This window comes from Jeotgalibaca arthritidis, from assembly GCF_011100465.1.
In the GTDB taxonomy this organism is placed as follows: domain Bacteria; phylum Bacillota; class Bacilli; order Lactobacillales; family Aerococcaceae; genus Jeotgalibaca; species Jeotgalibaca arthritidis.
In genome coordinates, this window is sequence record NZ_CP049740.1 from 2,246,014 (window position 1) to 2,265,809 (window position 19,796).

The window sequence follows — 19,796 nt, forward strand, 5'->3', positions numbered from 1 at the left end:
ATGCAAACACTCGTTTCTCTTCATCTAGCGGGTTTTTAGTCTACGAATTCAAATTCGTAATCCATAATACGGACAAGATCGCCGTCTTCTGCCCCACGTTGACGAAGTTTTTGGTCGATTCCCATTCCACGAAGTTGACGAGCAAAACGCATGATGCTTTCATCATGGTGGAAGTTCGTCATCAAGAATAGTTTCTCTAGTTTCTCACCACTTAATATCCATGTACGGTCTGGATCGCGGTTAATAATAATTTCATCAGATGGATCATCCAATTTATATTCAACAGAGCGAATTAATTCTTCTTCATCAAATAATGGGAATGCTTCTGTATGTTCCAGTAATTCTGCTGTGTAATCTAACAACGGGCCGAAGCCTTTGTTTTGGTATGCAGAAATCTCAAATATTTTTGGAACATCTTGTCCAGCAAATTTTTCTTCTAATTTTTGACTGAATTTAGCAAGTTCTTCTTCAGCGCCTTCAACATCCATTTTGTTAGCAACAATGACTGTTGGGCGTTCAAGTAATTTTAACTCATAGTTTTCCAATTCAGCATTGATTTTTTCATAGTCATCGAATGGATCTCTACCTTCAGTAGCTCCCATATCAATAACATGTAAAATAACACGTGTGCGTTCAATATGACGCAAGAATTGAATTCCTAAACCAACACCTTGTGATGCCCCTTCAATCAGACCTGGTAAATCGGCCATAGCAAATTGACCGCCACTTGGTGCTTGTACCATACCTAAGTTAGGCACAATAGTTGTAAAGTGATAAGCAGCAATTTTTGGTTTTGCCTTTGATACAACTGATAGAATAGTAGACTTACCTACTGATGGGAAGCCAACTAACCCAACGTCAGCGATAACTTTCAATTCTAGATTTAGAACAAATTCTTCCCCTGGTTCGCCATTCTCAGCGATTTCTGGGGCTGGGTTTCTAGGTGACGCAAACTTAATGTTTCCTCGTCCACCACGACCACCTTTAGCAACAACTAATTGTTGACCAATTTCGGTTAAATCTCCCATTAACTCATTTGTTTCTGCATTACGAACAATCGTACCTGGTGGCACTTTCACGTAAGTATCTTTTGCAGATTTACCGTATTTACTTTTACTCATTCCATGTTCGCCAGGGATACCTCGGAAATGACGATTGTAACGGAAATCAAGCAAAGTGCGTAGTCCAGGGTCTACTTCAAAGATGATACTACCGCCCTTACCGCCATCGCCGCCTGCTGGTCCGCCATCTGGTACATATTTCTCACGTCTAAATGCAACCATGCCGTCTCCGCCATTACCGGCCTTTACATTAATCTGTGCGTGATCTAAAAACATTGACATATTGATGTCCTCCTTGGATATAAGAAGTCTTAACTCCTATATCCTCGTTTCTCTTTATTATTTAGCAAACATTCTTTACTAGTCTACTCTAATTTAACACATTGAGCGACCGACATAAAGAATATTTATCTTTGATTTTAAAACAATAGGAAAGGCTAGGACACTATCCTAGCCTTTCGTTGACTTGAATCATTACTTTGTGATTAAACGTCTAACATCAGCGAACTCTAAAATAAGCTCTGTTAAACTTGCTAAAAGGTTCAAGCGATTATTTCGAACTGCTTCGTCATCAACCATAACCATGTTTTCATCAAAGAAAGTGGTAATAACTGGTGCAATTTCTTTTAATAGATCGTAGCGTTCTTCAGAATTTGCTTTATCCCAAAGTGTTTTTACGTGGTTAATTTGAACATGTAAGTTCTTCTCACTAGCTGTTTCAAACACGTTACTATCAGTATCAAATGGTTTTTCGATTTGATGTGAAATATTAACTACACGGGCTAATGCTTCAATCACTGCTTTGTAATCATCATCTGATTGATGGCTATGAAGTGTTTGACCATTTTCAATCAATTCTAGCAAGTTATTTTCAGTTGAACCAAGAATCGCATCTTGCACGTCATGGTTAACATGATAGCCTTGTAATTTTTGTTGAATACGACCTTTAGCAAACTGAATAAATTGATTAATCAATTGCGCTTTTTCGTCATTGTTTTCAAGGGCGTACACAGTTTCCAAAGCCTGTTGCAAGAAACTGTCTAACGGCAATGTCCAATGGAAATTTTCAAGAATTTGGACAACACCAATCATTTGTCTTCTTAAGGCGTAAGGGTCATTAGAACCGGTTGGAATCATATCAACTTTAAAGAAACTAATAATGCTATCTAATTTATCAGCAAGAGCTAAGACTGCACCAATAGCTGTTTGTGGTAAGTCACCGTCACTTGAAAGCGGCAAGTAGCGTTCTCTAATTGCAGTCGCAACTTCCGGATGTTCACCTTTTAGAATCGCATATTTTTCACCCATGATTCCTTGTAATTCAGGGAATTCTCCGACCATGTTTGAAACAAGGTCAAAGTTATAGATTTCTGCTGCACGTTTTAGCAATGCTTGAGAATCTTCATCCAAAGCAACCATTTCAGCAATAGCTGCTGCTAGTAAACCCGTATGGGCTGTCTTTTGAGCGATTGATCCAATTTTAGCATGGAATGACACGCTCTCTAATTTCTTAAGTGCCTCGTCGATGGTTTGCTTCTTATCTTCTTCAAAGAAGAATAAGGCATCTTCCAAACGAGCTGTTAACACCTTGCGGTTTCCTTTTTTAACCATATCAATATGTTCTGCATTACCGTTACGAACTGAAATAAAGTAAGGTAGCAATTGACCATCAGCAGAAGTCACTTCAAAGTAACGTTGGTGGTCTTTCATACTTGTAATTAACACTTCTTCTGGTAGCGATAAGTATTTTTCATCGAAACTGCCAAAGAATGCCGTTGGATATTCAACTAAAGAAACAACTTCCTCCATTAATGTTTCATCAGCTGGGATAATCCAAGCATTTTCTTTTTCAATCTCAGCAATTTGATGGCTAATCATCGTTTTACGTTCGTCTAAATCAGCAATAACAAATTGCTCTCTTAGTTTTTCAGTATAGTCTGCTGCATGGTCAAATGTAGCTGTTTGTCCTAAGAATCGGTGACCTCGCGATTGACGACCACTTTCTAAGTCAAGGAAAGTAAATGGAATAATGTCATTATCCAACATGGCAACTAACCAATGAATCGGACGAATATACTCATACGAACTATTTCCCCAGTGCATCGTAATTGGGAATGTCATGGCATCGATAACTTGTCCTAAATTTGTTAGGACATCTTTTGTTTCTTTACCAAGAACTTCTTTATTGGCATAAACGTATTCGACACCCTTTAATTCTTCAAAGTAAAGGTCTGCTTCGGTAACACCTTGTCCTCTTGCAAATCCAAGTGCAGCTTTTGTCCAATTACCATCAGCATCGACAGCTATTTTTTTTGCTGGTCCTTTTGCTTTTTCATGAAGATCTTCTTGTTTATCTGCTAAACCATGAACCATAACAGCAAGTCGTCTTGGTGTTCCAAAATAATCAATTCGGTCGAAAGTAAGACGATTTACTTTCAAAAATTGTTCCATACGTTCTTTTAATTGTTGGCTACTACTCTTCACATAACGTGCAGGTACTTCTTCTAAACCAATTTCTAATAATAATGTTCCGCTCATGCTTGTTCCTCCTTCAATAAACGTTGACGTTCTTCTTCTGAAAGAAGTGGGAAACCAAGATTACGTCTTGATTCAACGAATGCTTTTGCTAACTTACGGGCCATATTTCTAATTTTTGCTAAAAATCCAGCGCGGTCTGTAGCAGAAACCACTCCTCTGGCATCTAACAAGTTAAACGCATGCGAGCATTTTAAGACATAATCATAAGCTGGATGGATTAAGCCATTGTCAATTTGTTTCATTGCTTCTTCTGCGTAGGCATTGAATAAATTCATTAGTAATTCTGGATCGCTTTCTTCAAATGAATATTTTGAATGTTCATATTCTGGTTGATAGAAAATTTCGCCATATTTAACGCCTTCTACCCAGTCAAGGTCGTAAACATTTTCAACATCTTGGATATACGATGCCAAACGTTCAATCCCATAAGTTAATTCACTCGTTACAGGGCTACATTGTAAGCCGCCAACTTGTTGGAAGTAAGTAAATTGGGTAATTTCCATACCATCTAACCAAACTTCCCAACCTAAACCAGCACATCCTAGTGATGGGTTTTCCCAGTTATCTTCAACAAAACGGATATCATGCTCTAACGGGTTAATTCCTAAAGCTTCCAAACTCTTTAAATAAAGTTCTTGGATGTTGTCAGGTGACGGCTTCATTACAACTTGGAATTGATGATGTTGATATAGTCTGTTTGGGTTATCACCATAACGGCCGTCAGCTGGTCGTCTCGATGGTTCTACATATGCTGCATTCCAAGGTTCTGGACCAATTGCACGCAAGAAGGTATACGGACTCATTGTCCCTGCTCCTTTTTCCGTGTCATATGCATTTAAAAGCAGACAGCCTTGCTCTGCCCAATAATTTTGAAGGATTTGTATCATTCTTTGAACGGTTACTTTTTCTTCCATAGTGATTCTCCTCATTTCTTTTCCTTTAATAATAGACAAAAAAACGCCCCTATGCTGCTCGCGGAGCAACATAGGGACGAGTTTATACTCGCGGTTCCACCCTATTTCTGGTTAAGACCAGCTCTTCATTGGTAAAACTCAGATGTGCCTTTCCATGACAACTGTATGCGTTTGGCTCTCACCTATCCAAACTCGCTTTAGCATCATATTGTATGTACTCTCATCGTCAACGTTCTTATTTATTTATAACCATAATAGTAAACAGTTAGCCTATTAAAGTCAAGGTTTTTATGTGTTTTCAGATTCATCAGCTTTACGTTTCTCAACTGACAATTGCAAGGTATTCTCCCATTCCTTCATTTGATCAATGTAGGATTTACTTTTTAGTTTGATTCCAACATACTCATCATAAAGAAAATCAATAAAGTCTTGAATAGCCTTTTTAGTGTCATCTTTTAGTGAAATACGCTCCACTTGATTGGGCTTAATTTTTAAAAAAATGCGACAAAAATGAATAGCGGCTGGATGAGCATGCAGGCGGTGGCTGTCCTCATGAAAATGATTGGTGCATAATACACCTGAATGCTTAGCCGAATAATCAAAAGGTTCATTTGGATTCCCACAAATTCGACAAGCTGATAACTGCGGATGAACACCAAAATACTTTAACAGATTCATTTCATAGACATTCATAATGGTTTGACCATCATTCTTATTGTTCATTGCACCTAATGATTGTTGTAGCAATTCGAACAGCTCTTTGTTTGGTATACGGTCTTCCATAGCAGCATCAGCTAAATTAGCCATATAGGTGGCATAAGCATTCAAATAAACATCTTGCTGAATAGCTGTATAGTTTTCAGCCGACTGATAGTCTCTTAAAAAAGACAAACCATCATCATTTATGGTCCCAATATAGCTAGCGTGTGTAAAGGGGAGTAACGATGCCTTCATTTGGAAATTTGACTTAAAGTAATGCCGTACAAAAAACATGCGTTTTCCATGCTCAAGTGTAAAAATCTTAACGAGTGCATCCGTTTCCTTATGCTTTCTAACCGAAATAACAATCCCTTGGAATGTTTGAAAGCCTGTTTTACTCATAATCTTTCTTGCGGTAACCATATTCTTGTAAATGGGTTTGCTTATCACGCCAATCGCGTTGTACCTTTACCCACAATTCTAAGAATATTTTATCACCTAACATGACTTCGATATCACGGCGCGCACGCGTCCCAATTTCTTTCAACATTTTGCCACCTTTACCGATAATCATCCCTTTTTGACTAGCGCGGTCTACAACGATTGTGGCATGAACATGGATTTTATTGTTCTCATTACGCTGCATGGATTCCACTACAACTGCCACCGAATGTGGAATTTCATCACGAGTTAATTGCAAGACTTTTTCACGAATAAACTCAGACACAATAAAGTATTCCGGATGATCTGTTACTTGATCTGCTGGGTAGTATTGCGGACCTTCTGGTAAATAGTTTTGAATAGTCTCTAACATGGATTCGATATTGTTACCATTTGTTGCTGAAATTGGAATAACTTCATCAAACTCTTGAACAGAGGTGTAGTCTGTAATGATTTCTAATAGAGACTCTGGGTTAATTTTATCAATTTTATTAATAATCAAAAACTTAGGCGTACGAATGTTTTTCAAACGTTCCATAATAAAGTTGTCGCCTGCTCCACGTTTTTCCTCTGCGTTAACCATGAATAACACAATATCAACTTCATTAAATGTACTGTATGCACTCTGCAACATAAAGTCATTTAAGCGATGTTTCGGTTTATGGATACCAGGTGTATCAATAAAAACCATTTGCGCCTGATCGGTTGTGACAACGCCTTGAATCTTATTACGTGTCGTCTGTGGTGTATCACTCATAATCGCCACTTTTTGTCCGACGATACGGTTCAATAGTGTCGATTTCCCAACGTTGGGTCTTCCTATAATAGATATAAAGCCTGATTTAAATGCTTGATTGTCTTGCATAAAATAAATACCTCCCTAGAAAAATAATGCAAGAATTTTTGGCAGAAATATAATGGCAGCAACAATAATAGAAAAAACTGCTGCAACTAAAACGGCTCCTGCGGCTATATCTTTAGCTTTCTTAGCCAGTGGGTGGTATTCATAATCGGTTACCATGTCCACTACCGTTTCAAATATAGTATTAACAAATTCCATCATGACAACAAGAAAAATACAACTAATAAGAGCAATCCACTCTAAGCCACTAATTTGAAAGAAAAAACCAAACAAGATGGGTAATAAGGCAATAAATGCATGATGGCGCATATTACTCTCTTCTTTTAAAATAAGTTTGACCCCATCCCAAGCATGACCAAAGGATACAAGAAAGGTAGGATTCTTCCAAATATTACGCTTTGAACTGTTATTCTTCTCTTTTGAGTCCATAGGCATCTAATATCTCTTTCTGCAGACCAAACATTTCCTTTTCATCTTCTTCTGTCATATGGTCATAACCATTTAAATGCAAGAATCCATGAAGGGCTAAAAAGCCAAGTTCTCTCTCAAAGCTGTGACCATAAGATTCTGCTTGTTCTGCTGTTTTATCAATCGAAATAATGATATCACCCAAATTCATTGGGAAGTCATCACCAAGTGTTTCTAGATTTACGGGGAAATCATCTTCCTCATCATCATTTAAAGCAAAGCTAATAACATCAGTTGCTTGATCTTTGTTTCGATAGTCCCGATTAATTTCGCGAATACGCTCATTATCGACAAAACTAAGCGATAATTCTGAATGTGGCGGAAGGTCTAAGTAAGTGGCAGCAAACGAAATAATATCAAGAACCAACGCTTCATCTTTCTCTGAAACACGGCTTGTTTCATCAATTACATCTATATCAATCATTTATTCGTATCTCCTTCTTTATCATAGGCTTCTATAATTCTGGCAACAACAGGATGGCGAACAACATCATGCGCATCGAAAGCCACAAAAGCAATATCTTTAATCCCTTTTAATTTCTTTTCAGCATCAATCAAACCAGACGAGGCCCCTTTTGGCAAGTCTATTTGTGTTTTATCGCCATTGACAATCATTTTAGAACCAAAGCCTAAACGAGTCAGGAACATTTTCATTTGCGCACCAGTCGTATTCTGTGCTTCATCTAGAATAACAAAAGCTTCTTCTAATGTCCGACCACGCATATAGGCGAGTGGCGCAATTTCAATGACCCCTCTTTCCATTAAACGCGTTGTATGGTCAACACCGTAGATAGCATATAAAGCATCATAAACAGGTCTGAGGTATGGGTCTACTTTTTCTTTTAAGTCACCCGGAAGAAAACCAAGATTTTCTCCTGCTTCAACAGCGGGACGGGTTAAAATAATTTTTTGAACACGTCCCGCTTTTAAGGCTTGAACGGCCATAACAACAGCTAAAAATGTTTTGCCCGTTCCTGCTGGTCCAATTCCAAAGACAATATCATTCTTTTGGACCGCTTCATAATATTTTTTTTGCCCGATATTTTTCGCTCGAATAGATTTTCCAGCATAGGTCTTTCCAATTACTTCATCATATAAAGTAGAAAAATAATCGCTACTACCTCGTTCAGCCATCTTGATAGCTGTTAGTATGTCTGCTTGCGTTATTTGAATATCTTTTTTAATTAAGGCTACCACTTGATTTAATAAGGACTCAACGACTTTTGTATTCGCCTGAGAACCTGTAATATCAATATGACTTCCCCTACTATTAATGGTGACATTGAGGTTAGCTTCTAAAAGTTGTAGGTTTTTATCTTGAGAACCAAACAACATGGGTAATAGTTCTGCATCTTCTATATCCATACCAACCGTTACATCGTGTGTTTTATTTTCAATCAAATATGTTACACCTCTCTGATTAAATTCCATTTATTTTGCCCTAATTATAGCACAGACCACAATTAGTGACGTCATATTTCCATTCTTTTCACGAATTTCTCAGATAGTTAAACACAAAAAAGGATTAAGACCTGAGCCTTAATCCTTTTTTATCTTTAACGATGCAACAATTAGAATTTACGTTTTCTAGCTGCCTCTGATTTCTTCTTACGTTTCACACTTGGTTTTTCATAGAATTCAAGTTTACGGGCTTCTTGAAGAGTACCTGTCTTGGAAACAGTACGTTTAAAGCGACGAAGAGCATCGTCAAGAGATTCGTTTTTACGAACAACTGTTTTTGACATTAATATTCCCTCCCTCCGAGCATTAAAAGTAACCGTTCCATTAAAAATGTTTTTATATTCTTAATGAAAATGTTCTTTTGATATTATAACACAGCTTCAAGCATTTGCAATGCAAAAATAAGAGTTAAATGACAATATGTGAAATCACTTGTTAGCGTTACAATCATTGCAGCTTCCGAAAATTTCAAAGCGATGGGTTTTTAGGGTGCAATTTTGCAGCTGCTCCTTAAAGAAATCCATCGGACACATTTCCAACTGAATGGTTTTCCCACATTCTTCGCAAATGAAATGATGGTGATGATGGCCATCTTGCAAGCATGTGATGCGGAAAAGTTTTTCATTATTAAGTTCGGTTGTTTCTAAAATACCTATATCAACAAATGAATAAAGATTGCGGTATATAGTATCGAAGCTTAAGGTTGGGTAACTATCTTCTAACTTTTGTTGAACGTCTTTTGCTGTTAGGTAGCGTTCTTCTTCTGCGAATAGTTTAATCAGTTCTTCTCTTTTTGCAGTATGTTTTAGACCGTTGTCCTTCATACGTCTTAAAGATTGATCAACTAGTGTTTGTCCCAATTCTGCCACCTCCTACTGTTCATTATACCCATACTGTAGTATATTGAATGGAAGAATGCAACAAAAAAAGTTGAGGTGTCACTATGGAAAATCATCACGTAAATTTCTTTGTTATTTCCGATTCAGTCGGTGAAACGGCTCGAAAAGTATTGAACGCAGTACTATCTCAGTTCCCTGATGTGGAAACTGTTATTCACCAATTCCCCTTTGTCAGAAAGGAAACTGAGCTAGAGAACATTTTTATTCAAGCAAAAGAAAAAGAAGCTGTTATTATCCATACACTGGTTACTAACAACCTAAGCAGTTTTACAGAAGCCTATTGCAAGGAAAACGAGATTCGTTGTTATGACGTTTTAAAAGACCTTGTATCAGGTGTTTCGGAAATTACCAATCAAAGTCCCATTAAACGTGCGGGTGCCTCCCACCAGTTAGATGATGAGTATTTTAACCGGATTAGCGCTATTGAATTCGCTGTTAAGTACGATGATGGCAAAGATCCAAAGGGGTTGCTAGAAGCTGATTTAGTCTTATTAGGTATTTCAAGAACATCTAAAACACCATTATCCATGTTTCTTGCTAATAAAAATATTCGCGTCGCTAACTTACCCATTTTGCCTGAAGCCCAGATTCCTGATGAATTATGGGAAGTTAATCCAAAGAAAATTGTTGGCTTAACCAATGATATTGAAACGCTCGTTAATTTTAGAAAAGAGCGTATGATAGCTTACGGTTTATCAGAAGAAACGATTTATTCTAATATTGACCGTGTGAAGAAAGAGATTGCTTTTGCTGACGAACTCTATGAGAAACTCGATTGTTATATTATTAATGTAGCTAAGCGATCGATTGAAGAAACAACAGAGATTATTATTAAAAATGTTTTAAATAAATAAAGAGTGCGAAAAAATTAGTCGTCTATATTTTAGGGCTGGGGTGATTCCCCAGCCCTTTTTGTCGAGATGTAAGATACAGACTAAAAATATCAGCTGTATCTTACATTCAAGAGCCTAAACGTAAGATACAGACTGTTCGAAGCATCCTGTATCGTACAATTTAAGATAAAAGTGTACGATACAGCTTCAATAATTGAGCTGTATCGCACACTTGAGTAAATAAAAATTTCTTATATGACCTTATTGGTTGATAATATCGTCCAGTAAGTTTGGATTGAAGCCTTGCTTTCTAAACATATCAATTTCAAAGCGATACGGCGGCTGCTTATTCTTTTTATCTTCACCTACGTAAGGTGTTTCTAAAATTTTTGGTAAATCCATTAATTGAGGGTGATGAACAATATGATTGAGTGCGTCAAAACCAATATAGCCATGGCCGATATTGGCATGGCGGTCCTTTTTAGCACCTTGCTCATTTTTAGAATCGTTGACATGAATCACTTTCAAGCGATCTAAGCCAATAATGCGATCAAATTCTTCTAAAACACCATCAAAGTCATTACGAATAGCATAGCCTGCGTCATGTGTGTGACAAGTGTCCAACGTCACTGATAATTTTTCATTAAAGGTCACACCATTAATGATTTGTGCTAACTCTTCAAAGGTTCTCCCAATCTCTGTTCCTTTTCCTGCCATTGTTTCTAAAGCAATTTGAGCCGTCTGATTGCGTTCTAAAACCTCATTTAAGCCTTTTATTATCTGTGCAATACCTGCATCAGCACCTGCTCCAACGTGAGCACCTGGATGCATGGTAATTTGACTAGCTCCTAAAGCTTGCGCTCGCACGATTTCTTCTCGTAAAAAGGCTGTCGCAAATTCGAAATGGTCAGGCTTAGTCGTATTAGCCAAATTAATAATATAAGGCGCATGAACAACAATATCGCCCATTTGATAATCGCTCATTAACGATTGCGCAGCTGGGATATTCATCTCATCTATGGCTTTCCGTCTCGTGTTTTGTGGTGCTCCCGTATATATCATAAAGGTATTCGATCCATAAGAATGAGCCTCTTCAACGGCCCCAACCATCATTTTCTTCCCTGACATTGATACATGTGATCCGATTTTTAGCATATGTTTCTCCCTTCTAAAAAACAGGTTGGAGGCATCCCCAACCTGTTTGGTCATTAATCTTCTACTGTTAAACGTAAGTTTAGTTCTTGCAATTGTGCGTCGCTAACTTCTCCTGGAGCTTTAGTCATCGCATCGTATGCTTTACCATTTTTAGGGAAAGCAATAACTTCACGAATGTTATTTTCACCAGCTAATAACATAACTAAACGGTCTAACCCAAGTGCGATACCGCCGTGTGGTGGGAAGCCATAGTCGAATGCTTCTAATAAGAAACCAAATTCTGCTTCTGCTTGCTCTGGTGTAAATCCTAAAGCAGCAAACATTTTCTCTTGAACCTCACGTGTATAAATACGTAGCGATCCGCCACCGATTTCGTAACCATTGAGAACAATATCATAAGCTTGAGCGCGAACAGCAGCTGGATTATCAGCTAATAGCGCAACATCCTCTTCTTTTGGCTGCGTGAATGGATGATGTAGGGCAACATAACGTTTCGCATCTTCATCATACTCAAGTAATGGCCAGTCAACTACCCAGAGGAAGTTAAACTTACTTTCGTCAATCATATTGAACTCACGACCAAATTTCAGACGCAACTCGCCTAATGATTGTGCTACGACTTCTTTTTTATCTGCAACAAACATCAGTAAGTCGCCTGGTTCAGCATCCATAGCTGCGATTAATTGATCAGCATCGTCTGCAAAGAATTTAGCAACAGCTCCGTTAAGGCCTTCTTCGGTTACTTTAACCCATGCTAGACCTTTCGCACCAAATTGTTTGATGTAGTCTGTTAAGCCATCCATATCTTTACGTGAATATGAGTCAGCTTTTCCTTTCAAGTTTAGACCTTTCACTTGCCCACCATTAGCTAATGCTTGTTTAAAGACATTAAATGATGTTTCTTGAGCAAAAGCTTCTAAGTCAATAAGTTCCAAAGCAAAACGCGTATCTGGTTTATCAGATCCAAAACGATTCATTGCCTCATCATAAGTCATTCTTGGGAACGGTACTGGAATATCAAGACCAATCGTTTCACGAACTACTTTTTGAAGCATTTCTTCTGTCATAGTTTGAATGTCTTCAGCTGATAGGAAGCTTGTCTCTAAGTCAACTTGGGTAAATTCAGGTTGACGGTCACCACGTAAGTCCTCGTCACGGAAGCAGCGAACGATTTGGTAATAGCGGTCAATACCAGCGCCCATTAACAATTGTTTGAACAATTGTGGTGATTGTGGCAAGGCATAGAATGCTCCTGGGTGAACACGAGATGGTACAACATAGTCACGTGCCCCTTCAGGTGTTGATTTTGTTAGATAAGGTGTTTCAACGTCCATAAATCCTTCATTATCTAAGTACTGACGAATTGAACGTGTTGTTTGATGACGCAATTTCAAGTTATTTAGCATTTTTTCTTTACGTAAATCGATAAAACGATATTTCATCCGCAATTCATCTGCAACTGCATTGTCATCGTCAATATAAAACGGCGGTGTTTTTGCTTTAGCAAGAACCGTTGCTTGGCTAACTTCTAATTCAACTGTACCTGTTTTAATATTAGGGTTCACTTGATCTTCTTCACGTTTAACAACTGTTCCTTTTACTTCCAAGATGTATTCGCTACGAACGCCCTCTGCTAATTCAAACAAAGCAGCGTCGTGTTCGTGGTTGAATACAATTTGCAAAACACCTTCGCGGTCGCGCAGATGAATAAAAATTAATCCACCTAGATCTCGACGGCGATTCACCCATCCTTTAACGACAACCTCTTGTCCTACATATTCTTCTGTTATCAGACCACAATATTGGGTTCTTTTCTCCATCTCAATCTCTCCTTACAGCGGTTTATTCTTTACCAAAAAATTCATTGAAAGCCGTCATATCTGTTGTGTTTGTATTGAAAACACTCTCAAAGTTTGAATAAATATCAGCTAAAGCGACATCTGATTCTTTAGATGTTTCCATCACTTTAAATTTAGCGATTTTCTTCTCTAATTCATCAGCACCTACTGTAATAACGACTTTTGCACCGTATTTTGAAGCAGATTTAAATTGTGCTTTAACTTTACGGTCCATATAATCACGGTCTGCTGAGTAACCAGCTTGGCGAGCAGCTTGAACAATTTTTAGAGTCTCTAAATTCGTTTCTTCGCCTAGGCCAACCACATAAATATCTAGTTCATCTGTTTCTGGAATCTCAATTTCTTGTTGTTTAATCATTAAGATTAAACGTTCTAAACCAAGACCAAATCCAAATCCTGGATCTGCTGGCCCACCAATTTCTTCAACTAAACCATTATAACGTCCACCACCACAAATGGTTGTTTCAGCACCGAATACTTTTGACGTTGTCATAATTTCAAAGATAGTATCTTGATAATAGTCTAACCCTCTTACCATGTTAGCATTAATTTCAAATGGAATATTTAAAGCTGTTAACATCGCTTGAACCGTTTCGAAGTGTGTTTTTGAGTCTTCAGATAGAAAATCTAAAATGCTTGGCGCATCTTTAACGAGTTCTTTATCACGTTTGTCTTTGCTATCAAGTACACGTAATGGGTTTTGGTGCAGACGTTTTTGAGAGTCTGAACTTAATTCTTCAAAAAATGGCTCAAGATATGAAATAAGAGCTTGACGATACGATGCACGCTCTTCTTTCTTACCTAGCGAGTTAATAACGAGACGAACATCTTTAATACCAATTTCATTTAATAAATCCCATGCTAACGCCATACCTTCTACATCAACTGCTGGGTTATTACTTCCTAACACTTCTATTCCGAGTTGGTGGAATTGTCTACTACGTCCACCTTGTGGGCGTTCATAACGGAACATTGGGCTCAAATAGTAAACTTTTAATGGTTTTGGATATTCTGGACCAAATAATTTGTTTTCGACATATGAGCGAACGATTGGTGCTGTTCCTTCAGGTTTTAGGGCAATTCTTCTACCACCCTTATCTTCGAAGTCGTACATTTCTTTCGATACAATATCACTTGTATCGCCAACACTTCTTGAAAATAAATCGAAACTTTCAAATAACGGGGTTCTCATTTCTGTATAACGGTAATCATGCATAACGATTCTAGCTGTCTCTTCAACGTATTGCCAGATTTTCATATCATCAAGATAAATATCTGATGTTCCTTTTGGCCTTTGGATCATCGGTTTTCTCTCCTTTAAAATCAAAATTATTTCCTTTGTGCAAAAAAAATAGCCCATACCCAATAATTGGGTAAGGACGTGATGAGGACGCGGTGCCACCTTAATTCGAGAGTATAAACTCTCCTCTTACAGTTAACGCCTGTTACGTGGCAGCTTTTCACTACCAATCCTCCAACTCGTCTTTCAAAACTACCTCTAGGAGCAACTTTCAGCCACGGTTACTCTCTCTAGAACAAAAAGATATGTTTTTACTTTAATCTTCACAGGAAAAATATTAACTCAACGATACAAGACTATGTAACTTTTGTCAAGATAAAAATGAAAAAACCATGAGAAAAAATTTCTAAAAGCAATAAGTTGATTTATTTAAAGGAAAATTGAAAAGGCTTTGCATATCTTTTCATAGGTTTGCTATAATATGAACCAAAGAGTATTTTTTGAAAGGGGGGCACTCATTGAGAGCAATTAGAATTAGTAGAAACGCTATGCTCGTTCTACTATTGATCTTTTTTATGACACTCGGTTCTGTGGGAACCGTTGCTTTAGCGAATTACACAAATGTTCTAGTTGAAGCAAGCGTTGTAAATGTTAGACTCGGCCCTGGCCTTTCTTATGATATTATGACGCAAGTTCAAGGTGGCAGCAGTGTCAATGTCCTATCTGAGCGAAACGAATGGTACAAAGTTCGACTAGATGATGGTCGTATTGGTTGGATTGCGAGTTGGTTGATTGATAACACTGAAGTAGCAGCTAGCCAAAACTTAATGGCAACAGTTGCTGCGTCATCTGTCAATGTTAGAGGAGAAAATAATTCTGATTCAGAAATCATTGGAACAGCTTCGTCAGGAGAACAATTCAACCTTCTCTATGAAGAAAATGGTTGGAGTCAAATTGCCTTTAATAATCGTGTGGGTTGGATTCTATCAGAATTAGTTGATATTACCCCTGGTACGATTAAAATAGAGGAAATTGTTACAGAAACGCCTAGTGAGACAACTGATTCTACTGTAACGATTACGAGTGAACGTGTTAATCTACGTATTGGTCCTTCGCTAAATGACGAAGTGGTTTATACAGCCTCTCAAGGTGAAAGTTTTACATTTAGCCGTTCTGTGGGTGACTTTTATGAAATTATTCTGACTGATGGCTCTCAAGCTTATGTAGCCAATTGGTTAGTTGACCTAAGCGGTGAAAGCTCTCAAGCTGAAGCACCTGTTATTACAACAACTCTATCCGAAGCAACCATCGTTATTGATCCTGGCCATGGTGGTTCTGATCCTGGTGCTCTAGGGTCTTATGTATATGAAAAAGACGTTACCATGTCCACAGCAGAACAATTAGCAGAGAAACTTGAGGCAGTTGGCGCTAATGTTATTTTAACGCGTACGACTGATGCATCTGTTTCTTTGGATGAACGGGTATGGATAAGTAATAGTTATCGAGCAGACTTATTTATCAGCTTGCACTATGATTCAACACCTGAAGGTATGGCAGCAAGTGGATTTACAACTTATTATTATGATAATACCGATTCTTACTTGGCAGATTTGGTTAACAGTAAACTAGCGCAAAATTTACCGCTACCGAATAATGGTGTAGCATTTGGTGATTATTTAGTGTTACGTGAAAATACACAACCTGCCCTTCTATTAGAACTGGGCTATATGAATAATGATTCTGATGCAGCTGTTTTCGATAATAATTATTACCGTGATCTCGTTTCAACGAGTATTTTACAAGCTTTAACAGAATACTTCCAATAACAATAAAGAAGAAGCTGGGACTTTTATCCCAGCTTCTTCTTTATTTATTTTCTTTTACTATCTATTAAAATCGTCACTGGCCCATCATTAATCAGGCTAACTTGCATATCAGCACCAAATACCCCTGTTTCAACTCGGAAGTCATTTTCTCTCAAGTTTTGATTGAATAATTGATATAATTTGTCCCCTATTTCCGGTTGAGCCGCATCAGTAAAACTTGGTCGGTTACCCTTCTTAGTTGATGCAAATAAGGTAAATTGCGAAATGGACAAAATAGCACCATTAATGTCCTTTAAGGACAGGTTCATCTTACCTTCGTTATCTTCAAATACCCTTAATTGTGAAACTTTACGGACAAGATAATCGACATCTTCCTCACTATCATCTTTTCCAACACCAACAAGCAGGAGAAAGCCTTTAGCAATTTGACCAACGATTTGTTCATCTACAGCAACAGATGCTTGTGATACTCTCTGTATAACAACGCGCAAGACCAAACACTCCTTATATTTATGAAATTACACGACGCACACTATAAACGTCAGGAATGTTTTTGATTTTATCAACAATTTTATCTAATTGACTTAAATTTTGAATTCCCAGCTTTAATGTGATTGTAGCGATTTTATTTTCATCAATTTTTCCATTCACGCTATTAAGATTTTTAGTCATTGAATTAATGACATGTAACACTTCATTTAATAAGCCTGAACGGTTATAACCTTCTACCAACAATTCAGTTTCATAATCAATATGAGACGAGCCAGAATCTTCCCATTCAACATCGATGAGTCGGTCTTTATTATCATCTGATAATTGAACATTTGGACAATCAGTTCTGTGAACGGAAATGCCGCGGCCTCTTGTAATATAGCCAACAATTTGATCACCAGGAACAGGATTACAACAATGACTGATACGAATTAATAAATTGTCGACTCCTTGAATAACAATCCCATTCTCATGTCTGATTTTCATTTTAGCTGGTTCTTTTTTGGCCTTTTGCTCAATGGTTTCCATTGTTTGCTCTTGTTCTTGACGGTCACGTTCACGACGCGCTTTTTCTGTTATACGGTTGGCTACAATAAATGGTGACAATTCACCAAAGCCAACAGCTGCATATAAATCATGCTCAGTTTGCATATTGAAACGTTGTAAAGCTTCTTTCAGAAGTGGTTTCGTTAGGAAATCTTTAGGCACAAAGTCCATTTCTTGGAGTTGTTTCTCCATCAAAGACCGGCCTTTTTCAATATTTTCTTCACGATCTTGTAACTTGAAGAAACGTTTAATTTTATTCTTTGCCTTGTTGGTTGTTACCAAGTTAACCCAGTCACGACTCGGTCCGAATGAGTTAGGGGATGTCATGACTTCAATGATATCACCATTTTGTAGTTTGTAGTTGAGTGGCACAATTTTATTATTTACCTTTGCTCCAACCGTTTTATTTCCTACCTCAGAATGGACATTGTATGCAAAATCTAATGGCCCAGCGCCAAACGGCAATTCCATAACGTCACCTTTTGGTGTAAAGACATACACTTTGTCTTTGAAGATATCTTCCTTTACACTTTCAACAAATTCACTGGCGTTACGTGAATCATCCTGTAGATCAATCAAGTCACGGAACCAATTGAGCTGCTGTTGAAGATTATTCTCTTCACCCTCAACTTTCTTAACGGTCCCTTCCTTATATGCCCAGTGAGCAGCTACCCCGAATTCAGCAACACGATGCATATCTTCTGTACGGATCTGAATTTCTATAGGTGTCCCTTTTAGACCAATAACGGTTGTATGTAAAGACTGGTACATATTCGCTTTAGGCATGGCAATATAATCTTTAAAGCGACCTGGCATGGGTTTCCATTTGGTGTGAATGGCACCTAAAACAGCATAACAATCCTTGATAGAATCAACAATAACACGGACTGCTAAGAGATCATAAATCTCATTAAATTGTTTCTTTTGATCTTTCATTTTACGGTAGATGGAATAGATGTGTTTAGGGCGGCCATAGATGTCTGCCTCAATACTAAGCTCATCGATCGATTCAGTAATCTTTTGAATGGTGTCAGAAATATAATGTTCCCGTTCATCACGTTTGGTATTCATTAAATGAACAATACGGTAATATTGTTGCGGATTAAGATAACGTAGTGACGTATCTTCTAATTCCCATTTAACCCTATTAATCCCCAAGCGATGAGCTAGCGGCGCATAGATTTCTAATGTTTCATTCGAAATACTTCTTTGTTTTTCAGGACGGTGGAATTTTAATGTTCGCATATTGTGCAAACGGTCAGCAAGTTTAACCATAATAATACGAATATCATTGGCCATTGCCAAAAGCATCTTACGATGATTTTCAGCTAGTTGCTCCTCATGAGACTTGTATTTAATCTTACCTAATTTCGTTACACCATCCACTAATATAGCAACTGTTTTTGAAAACTCATACTCAATGTCTTCTAATGTATAATCCGTATCTTCCACAACATCATGAAGGAAACCTGTCGCGATGGTATCAGGATCCAGCTTCAACTCGGCTAAAATAGCGGCCACTTGTGTTGGATGAACAAAATACTCTTCCCCTGATTTTCTCATCTGTCCTTTATGGGCTTGCTCAGCGAAGTCAGCTGCTTTTTCAACAAAGGCAACGTGTGGAAGACTCATGTAAGAGGCGCATAAATCAATCACTTCTTGTTTACTATAATTTTTTATTTTTGGCATTCTGTCACCCCTTTACATTCTATTTATTTTTACCTTCAATTATACGCTAATTTAGGCTAGATATCTATGTTTATACTTATATAAAAACAAACTGGACTTCTAGGGTCTCAGTGGAGAGACTTGAAGTCCAGTTATCTTATTGTAAATTAGTTTGCTGTTGCAGCTTTCCACTCATCAACAATTGCTTTACCACTTGAAGCTCCTAGGCGTGTTGCGCCTGCTTCGATAAAGTTTTGTGCATCTTCATAACTACGCACGCCTCCACTTGCCTTAACATCCATATCTGGTCCAACAGTTTGACGCATTAAACGAATATCCGCTAATGTTGCGCCACCAGTTGAGAAACCAGTTGATGTTTTAACGAAATCAGCACCTGCCTCTTTCGCGATTTCACAAGCAGCTACTTTTTCTTCATCCGTTAATAGTGCTGTCTCAATGATAACTTTTAAGATTGCTTGTCCTTTAACAGCTTCAGCAATTGATGCAATTTCATGGCGAACAACGTCGTATGATTTTTCTTTCAATGCACCAATATTGATAACCATATCCACTTCATGCGCTCCATTTTGAACGGCTTGTTTTGCTTCGAATGTTTTCACTTCTGCTGTATTTGCTCCGTGTGGGAAACCAACAACGGTACAAACTTTAACATCTGATCCTGTTAGGAAAGCAGCTGCTTTTGATACCCAGTAAGGTTGGATACAAACAGACATAAAGTCATAATCCAATGCTTCGTCGCATAGGTTTTTAATATCAGCCTCTGTCGCCTCTGGTTTTAAAATAGTATGGTCAATATATTTGTTGATGTTCATC

The 19,796-nt window shown here is 37.8% G+C and carries 18 protein-coding genes and 2 other annotated features; of the genes, 2 read left to right on the top strand and 16 right to left on the bottom strand.

Translation table 11 applies throughout. The features are described 5' to 3' along the window. Positions 1-35: 35 nt before the first annotated feature. The 10 genes from obgE to G7057_RS11255 form a co-directional block, all read right to left on the bottom strand. Positions 36-1,343 carry a GTPase ObgE gene (obgE, locus tag G7057_RS11210; protein ID WP_076765974.1) on the bottom strand — a complete coding sequence of 436 codons (1,308 nt, stop codon included), beginning with the start codon at positions 1,341-1,343 and terminating at the stop codon, positions 36-38. 192 nt (positions 1,344-1,535) lie between these two features. Further along, on the bottom strand, positions 1,536-3,599 hold the full coding sequence (glyS, locus tag G7057_RS11215) for a glycine--tRNA ligase subunit beta (protein WP_166163804.1): 2,064 nt from the start codon (positions 3,597-3,599) through the stop codon (positions 1,536-1,538). Beyond that, complete coding sequence (glyQ, locus tag G7057_RS11220) at positions 3,596-4,513, bottom strand: glycine--tRNA ligase subunit alpha (RefSeq protein ID WP_166163806.1); 918 nt, start codon at positions 4,511-4,513, stop codon at positions 3,596-3,598. The genes glyS and glyQ overlap by 4 nt, the downstream gene beginning before the upstream one ends. A 69-nt stretch (positions 4,514-4,582) precedes the next feature. Further along, positions 4,583-4,752, bottom strand: a binding site (T-box leader). A 49-nt stretch (positions 4,753-4,801) separates the two neighbouring features. Next, entirely contained in the window at positions 4,802-5,614 is an 813-nt protein-coding gene (recO, locus tag G7057_RS11225; protein ID WP_166163808.1) for a DNA repair protein RecO, read from the bottom strand. Next, a complete protein-coding gene (gene era / locus G7057_RS11230; protein WP_076765965.1) occupies positions 5,607-6,518 on the bottom strand; it encodes a GTPase Era in 912 nt (303 codons plus the stop codon). The genes recO and era overlap by 8 nt, the downstream gene beginning before the upstream one ends. A gap of 15 nt (positions 6,519-6,533) precedes the next feature. Then, positions 6,534-6,950, bottom strand: coding sequence for a diacylglycerol kinase (locus G7057_RS11235; RefSeq protein ID WP_076765963.1), 417 nt, complete (start codon positions 6,948-6,950; stop codon positions 6,534-6,536). Then, entirely contained in the window at positions 6,922-7,404 is a 483-nt protein-coding gene (ybeY, locus tag G7057_RS11240) for an rRNA maturation RNase YbeY (protein ID WP_076768629.1), read from the bottom strand. The genes G7057_RS11235 and ybeY overlap by 29 nt, the downstream gene beginning before the upstream one ends. Next, complete coding sequence (locus tag G7057_RS11245) at positions 7,404-8,348, bottom strand: PhoH family protein (protein WP_373836763.1); 945 nt, start codon at positions 8,346-8,348, stop codon at positions 7,404-7,406. The genes ybeY and G7057_RS11245 overlap by 1 nt, the downstream gene beginning before the upstream one ends. 206 nt (positions 8,349-8,554) lie before the next feature. Continuing rightward, positions 8,555-8,728, bottom strand: a complete 174-nt coding sequence (rpsU, locus tag G7057_RS11250) for a 30S ribosomal protein S21 (RefSeq protein WP_166163812.1) — start codon at positions 8,726-8,728, stop codon at positions 8,555-8,557. A 144-nt stretch (positions 8,729-8,872) separates the two neighbouring features. Continuing rightward, positions 8,873-9,268 carry a Fur family transcriptional regulator gene (locus G7057_RS11255; protein WP_166164243.1) on the bottom strand — a complete coding sequence of 132 codons (396 nt, stop codon included), beginning with the start codon at positions 9,266-9,268 and terminating at the stop codon, positions 8,873-8,875. Positions 9,269-9,387: 119 nt separating this feature from the next. Here G7057_RS11255 and G7057_RS11260 point away from each other — a divergent pair, with 119 nt between their 5' ends. Beyond that, positions 9,388-10,197: a pyruvate, water dikinase regulatory protein gene (locus tag G7057_RS11260; protein ID WP_166163814.1), complete on the top strand. Its 810-nt coding sequence runs from the start codon at positions 9,388-9,390 to the stop codon at positions 10,195-10,197. A gap of 240 nt (positions 10,198-10,437) precedes the next feature. Here the strand turns inward: G7057_RS11260 and G7057_RS11265 are convergent, their stop codons facing one another. The 3 genes from G7057_RS11265 to hisS are packed head-to-tail and all read right to left on the bottom strand — an operon-like array spanning position 10,438 to position 14,493. Beyond that, on the bottom strand, positions 10,438-11,331 hold the full coding sequence (locus G7057_RS11265) for a deoxyribonuclease IV (protein ID WP_166163815.1): 894 nt from the start codon (positions 11,329-11,331) through the stop codon (positions 10,438-10,440). Between the two features lie 53 nt (positions 11,332-11,384). Next, complete coding sequence (aspS, locus tag G7057_RS11270; RefSeq protein WP_166163817.1) at positions 11,385-13,151, bottom strand: aspartate--tRNA ligase; 1,767 nt, start codon at positions 13,149-13,151, stop codon at positions 11,385-11,387. A gap of 22 nt (positions 13,152-13,173) precedes the next feature. Beyond that, positions 13,174-14,493, bottom strand: a complete 1,320-nt coding sequence (gene hisS / locus G7057_RS11275; protein ID WP_166163818.1) for a histidine--tRNA ligase — start codon at positions 14,491-14,493, stop codon at positions 13,174-13,176. Between the two features lie 69 nt (positions 14,494-14,562). Further along, positions 14,563-14,766 (bottom strand) — a binding site (T-box leader). A 182-nt stretch (positions 14,767-14,948) separates the two neighbouring features. Here hisS and G7057_RS11280 point away from each other — a divergent pair. Then, positions 14,949-16,256: an N-acetylmuramoyl-L-alanine amidase gene (locus G7057_RS11280; RefSeq protein ID WP_227004602.1), complete on the top strand. Its 1,308-nt coding sequence runs from the start codon at positions 14,949-14,951 to the stop codon at positions 16,254-16,256. A 44-nt stretch (positions 16,257-16,300) separates the two neighbouring features. On the opposite strand, the gene dtd is transcribed toward G7057_RS11280, so the two are convergent. From dtd to deoC, 3 genes are all read right to left on the bottom strand, one after another. Further along, entirely contained in the window at positions 16,301-16,747 is a 447-nt protein-coding gene (gene dtd / locus G7057_RS11285; protein ID WP_166163820.1) for a D-aminoacyl-tRNA deacylase, read from the bottom strand. A gap of 19 nt (positions 16,748-16,766) precedes the next feature. After that, entirely contained in the window at positions 16,767-18,983 is a 2,217-nt protein-coding gene (locus G7057_RS11290) for a RelA/SpoT family protein (RefSeq protein ID WP_166163821.1), read from the bottom strand. A 146-nt stretch (positions 18,984-19,129) separates the two neighbouring features. Further along, positions 19,130-19,795, bottom strand: a complete 666-nt coding sequence (deoC, locus tag G7057_RS11295; protein ID WP_166164247.1) for a deoxyribose-phosphate aldolase — start codon at positions 19,793-19,795, stop codon at positions 19,130-19,132. Position 19,796 lies beyond the last annotated feature (1 nt).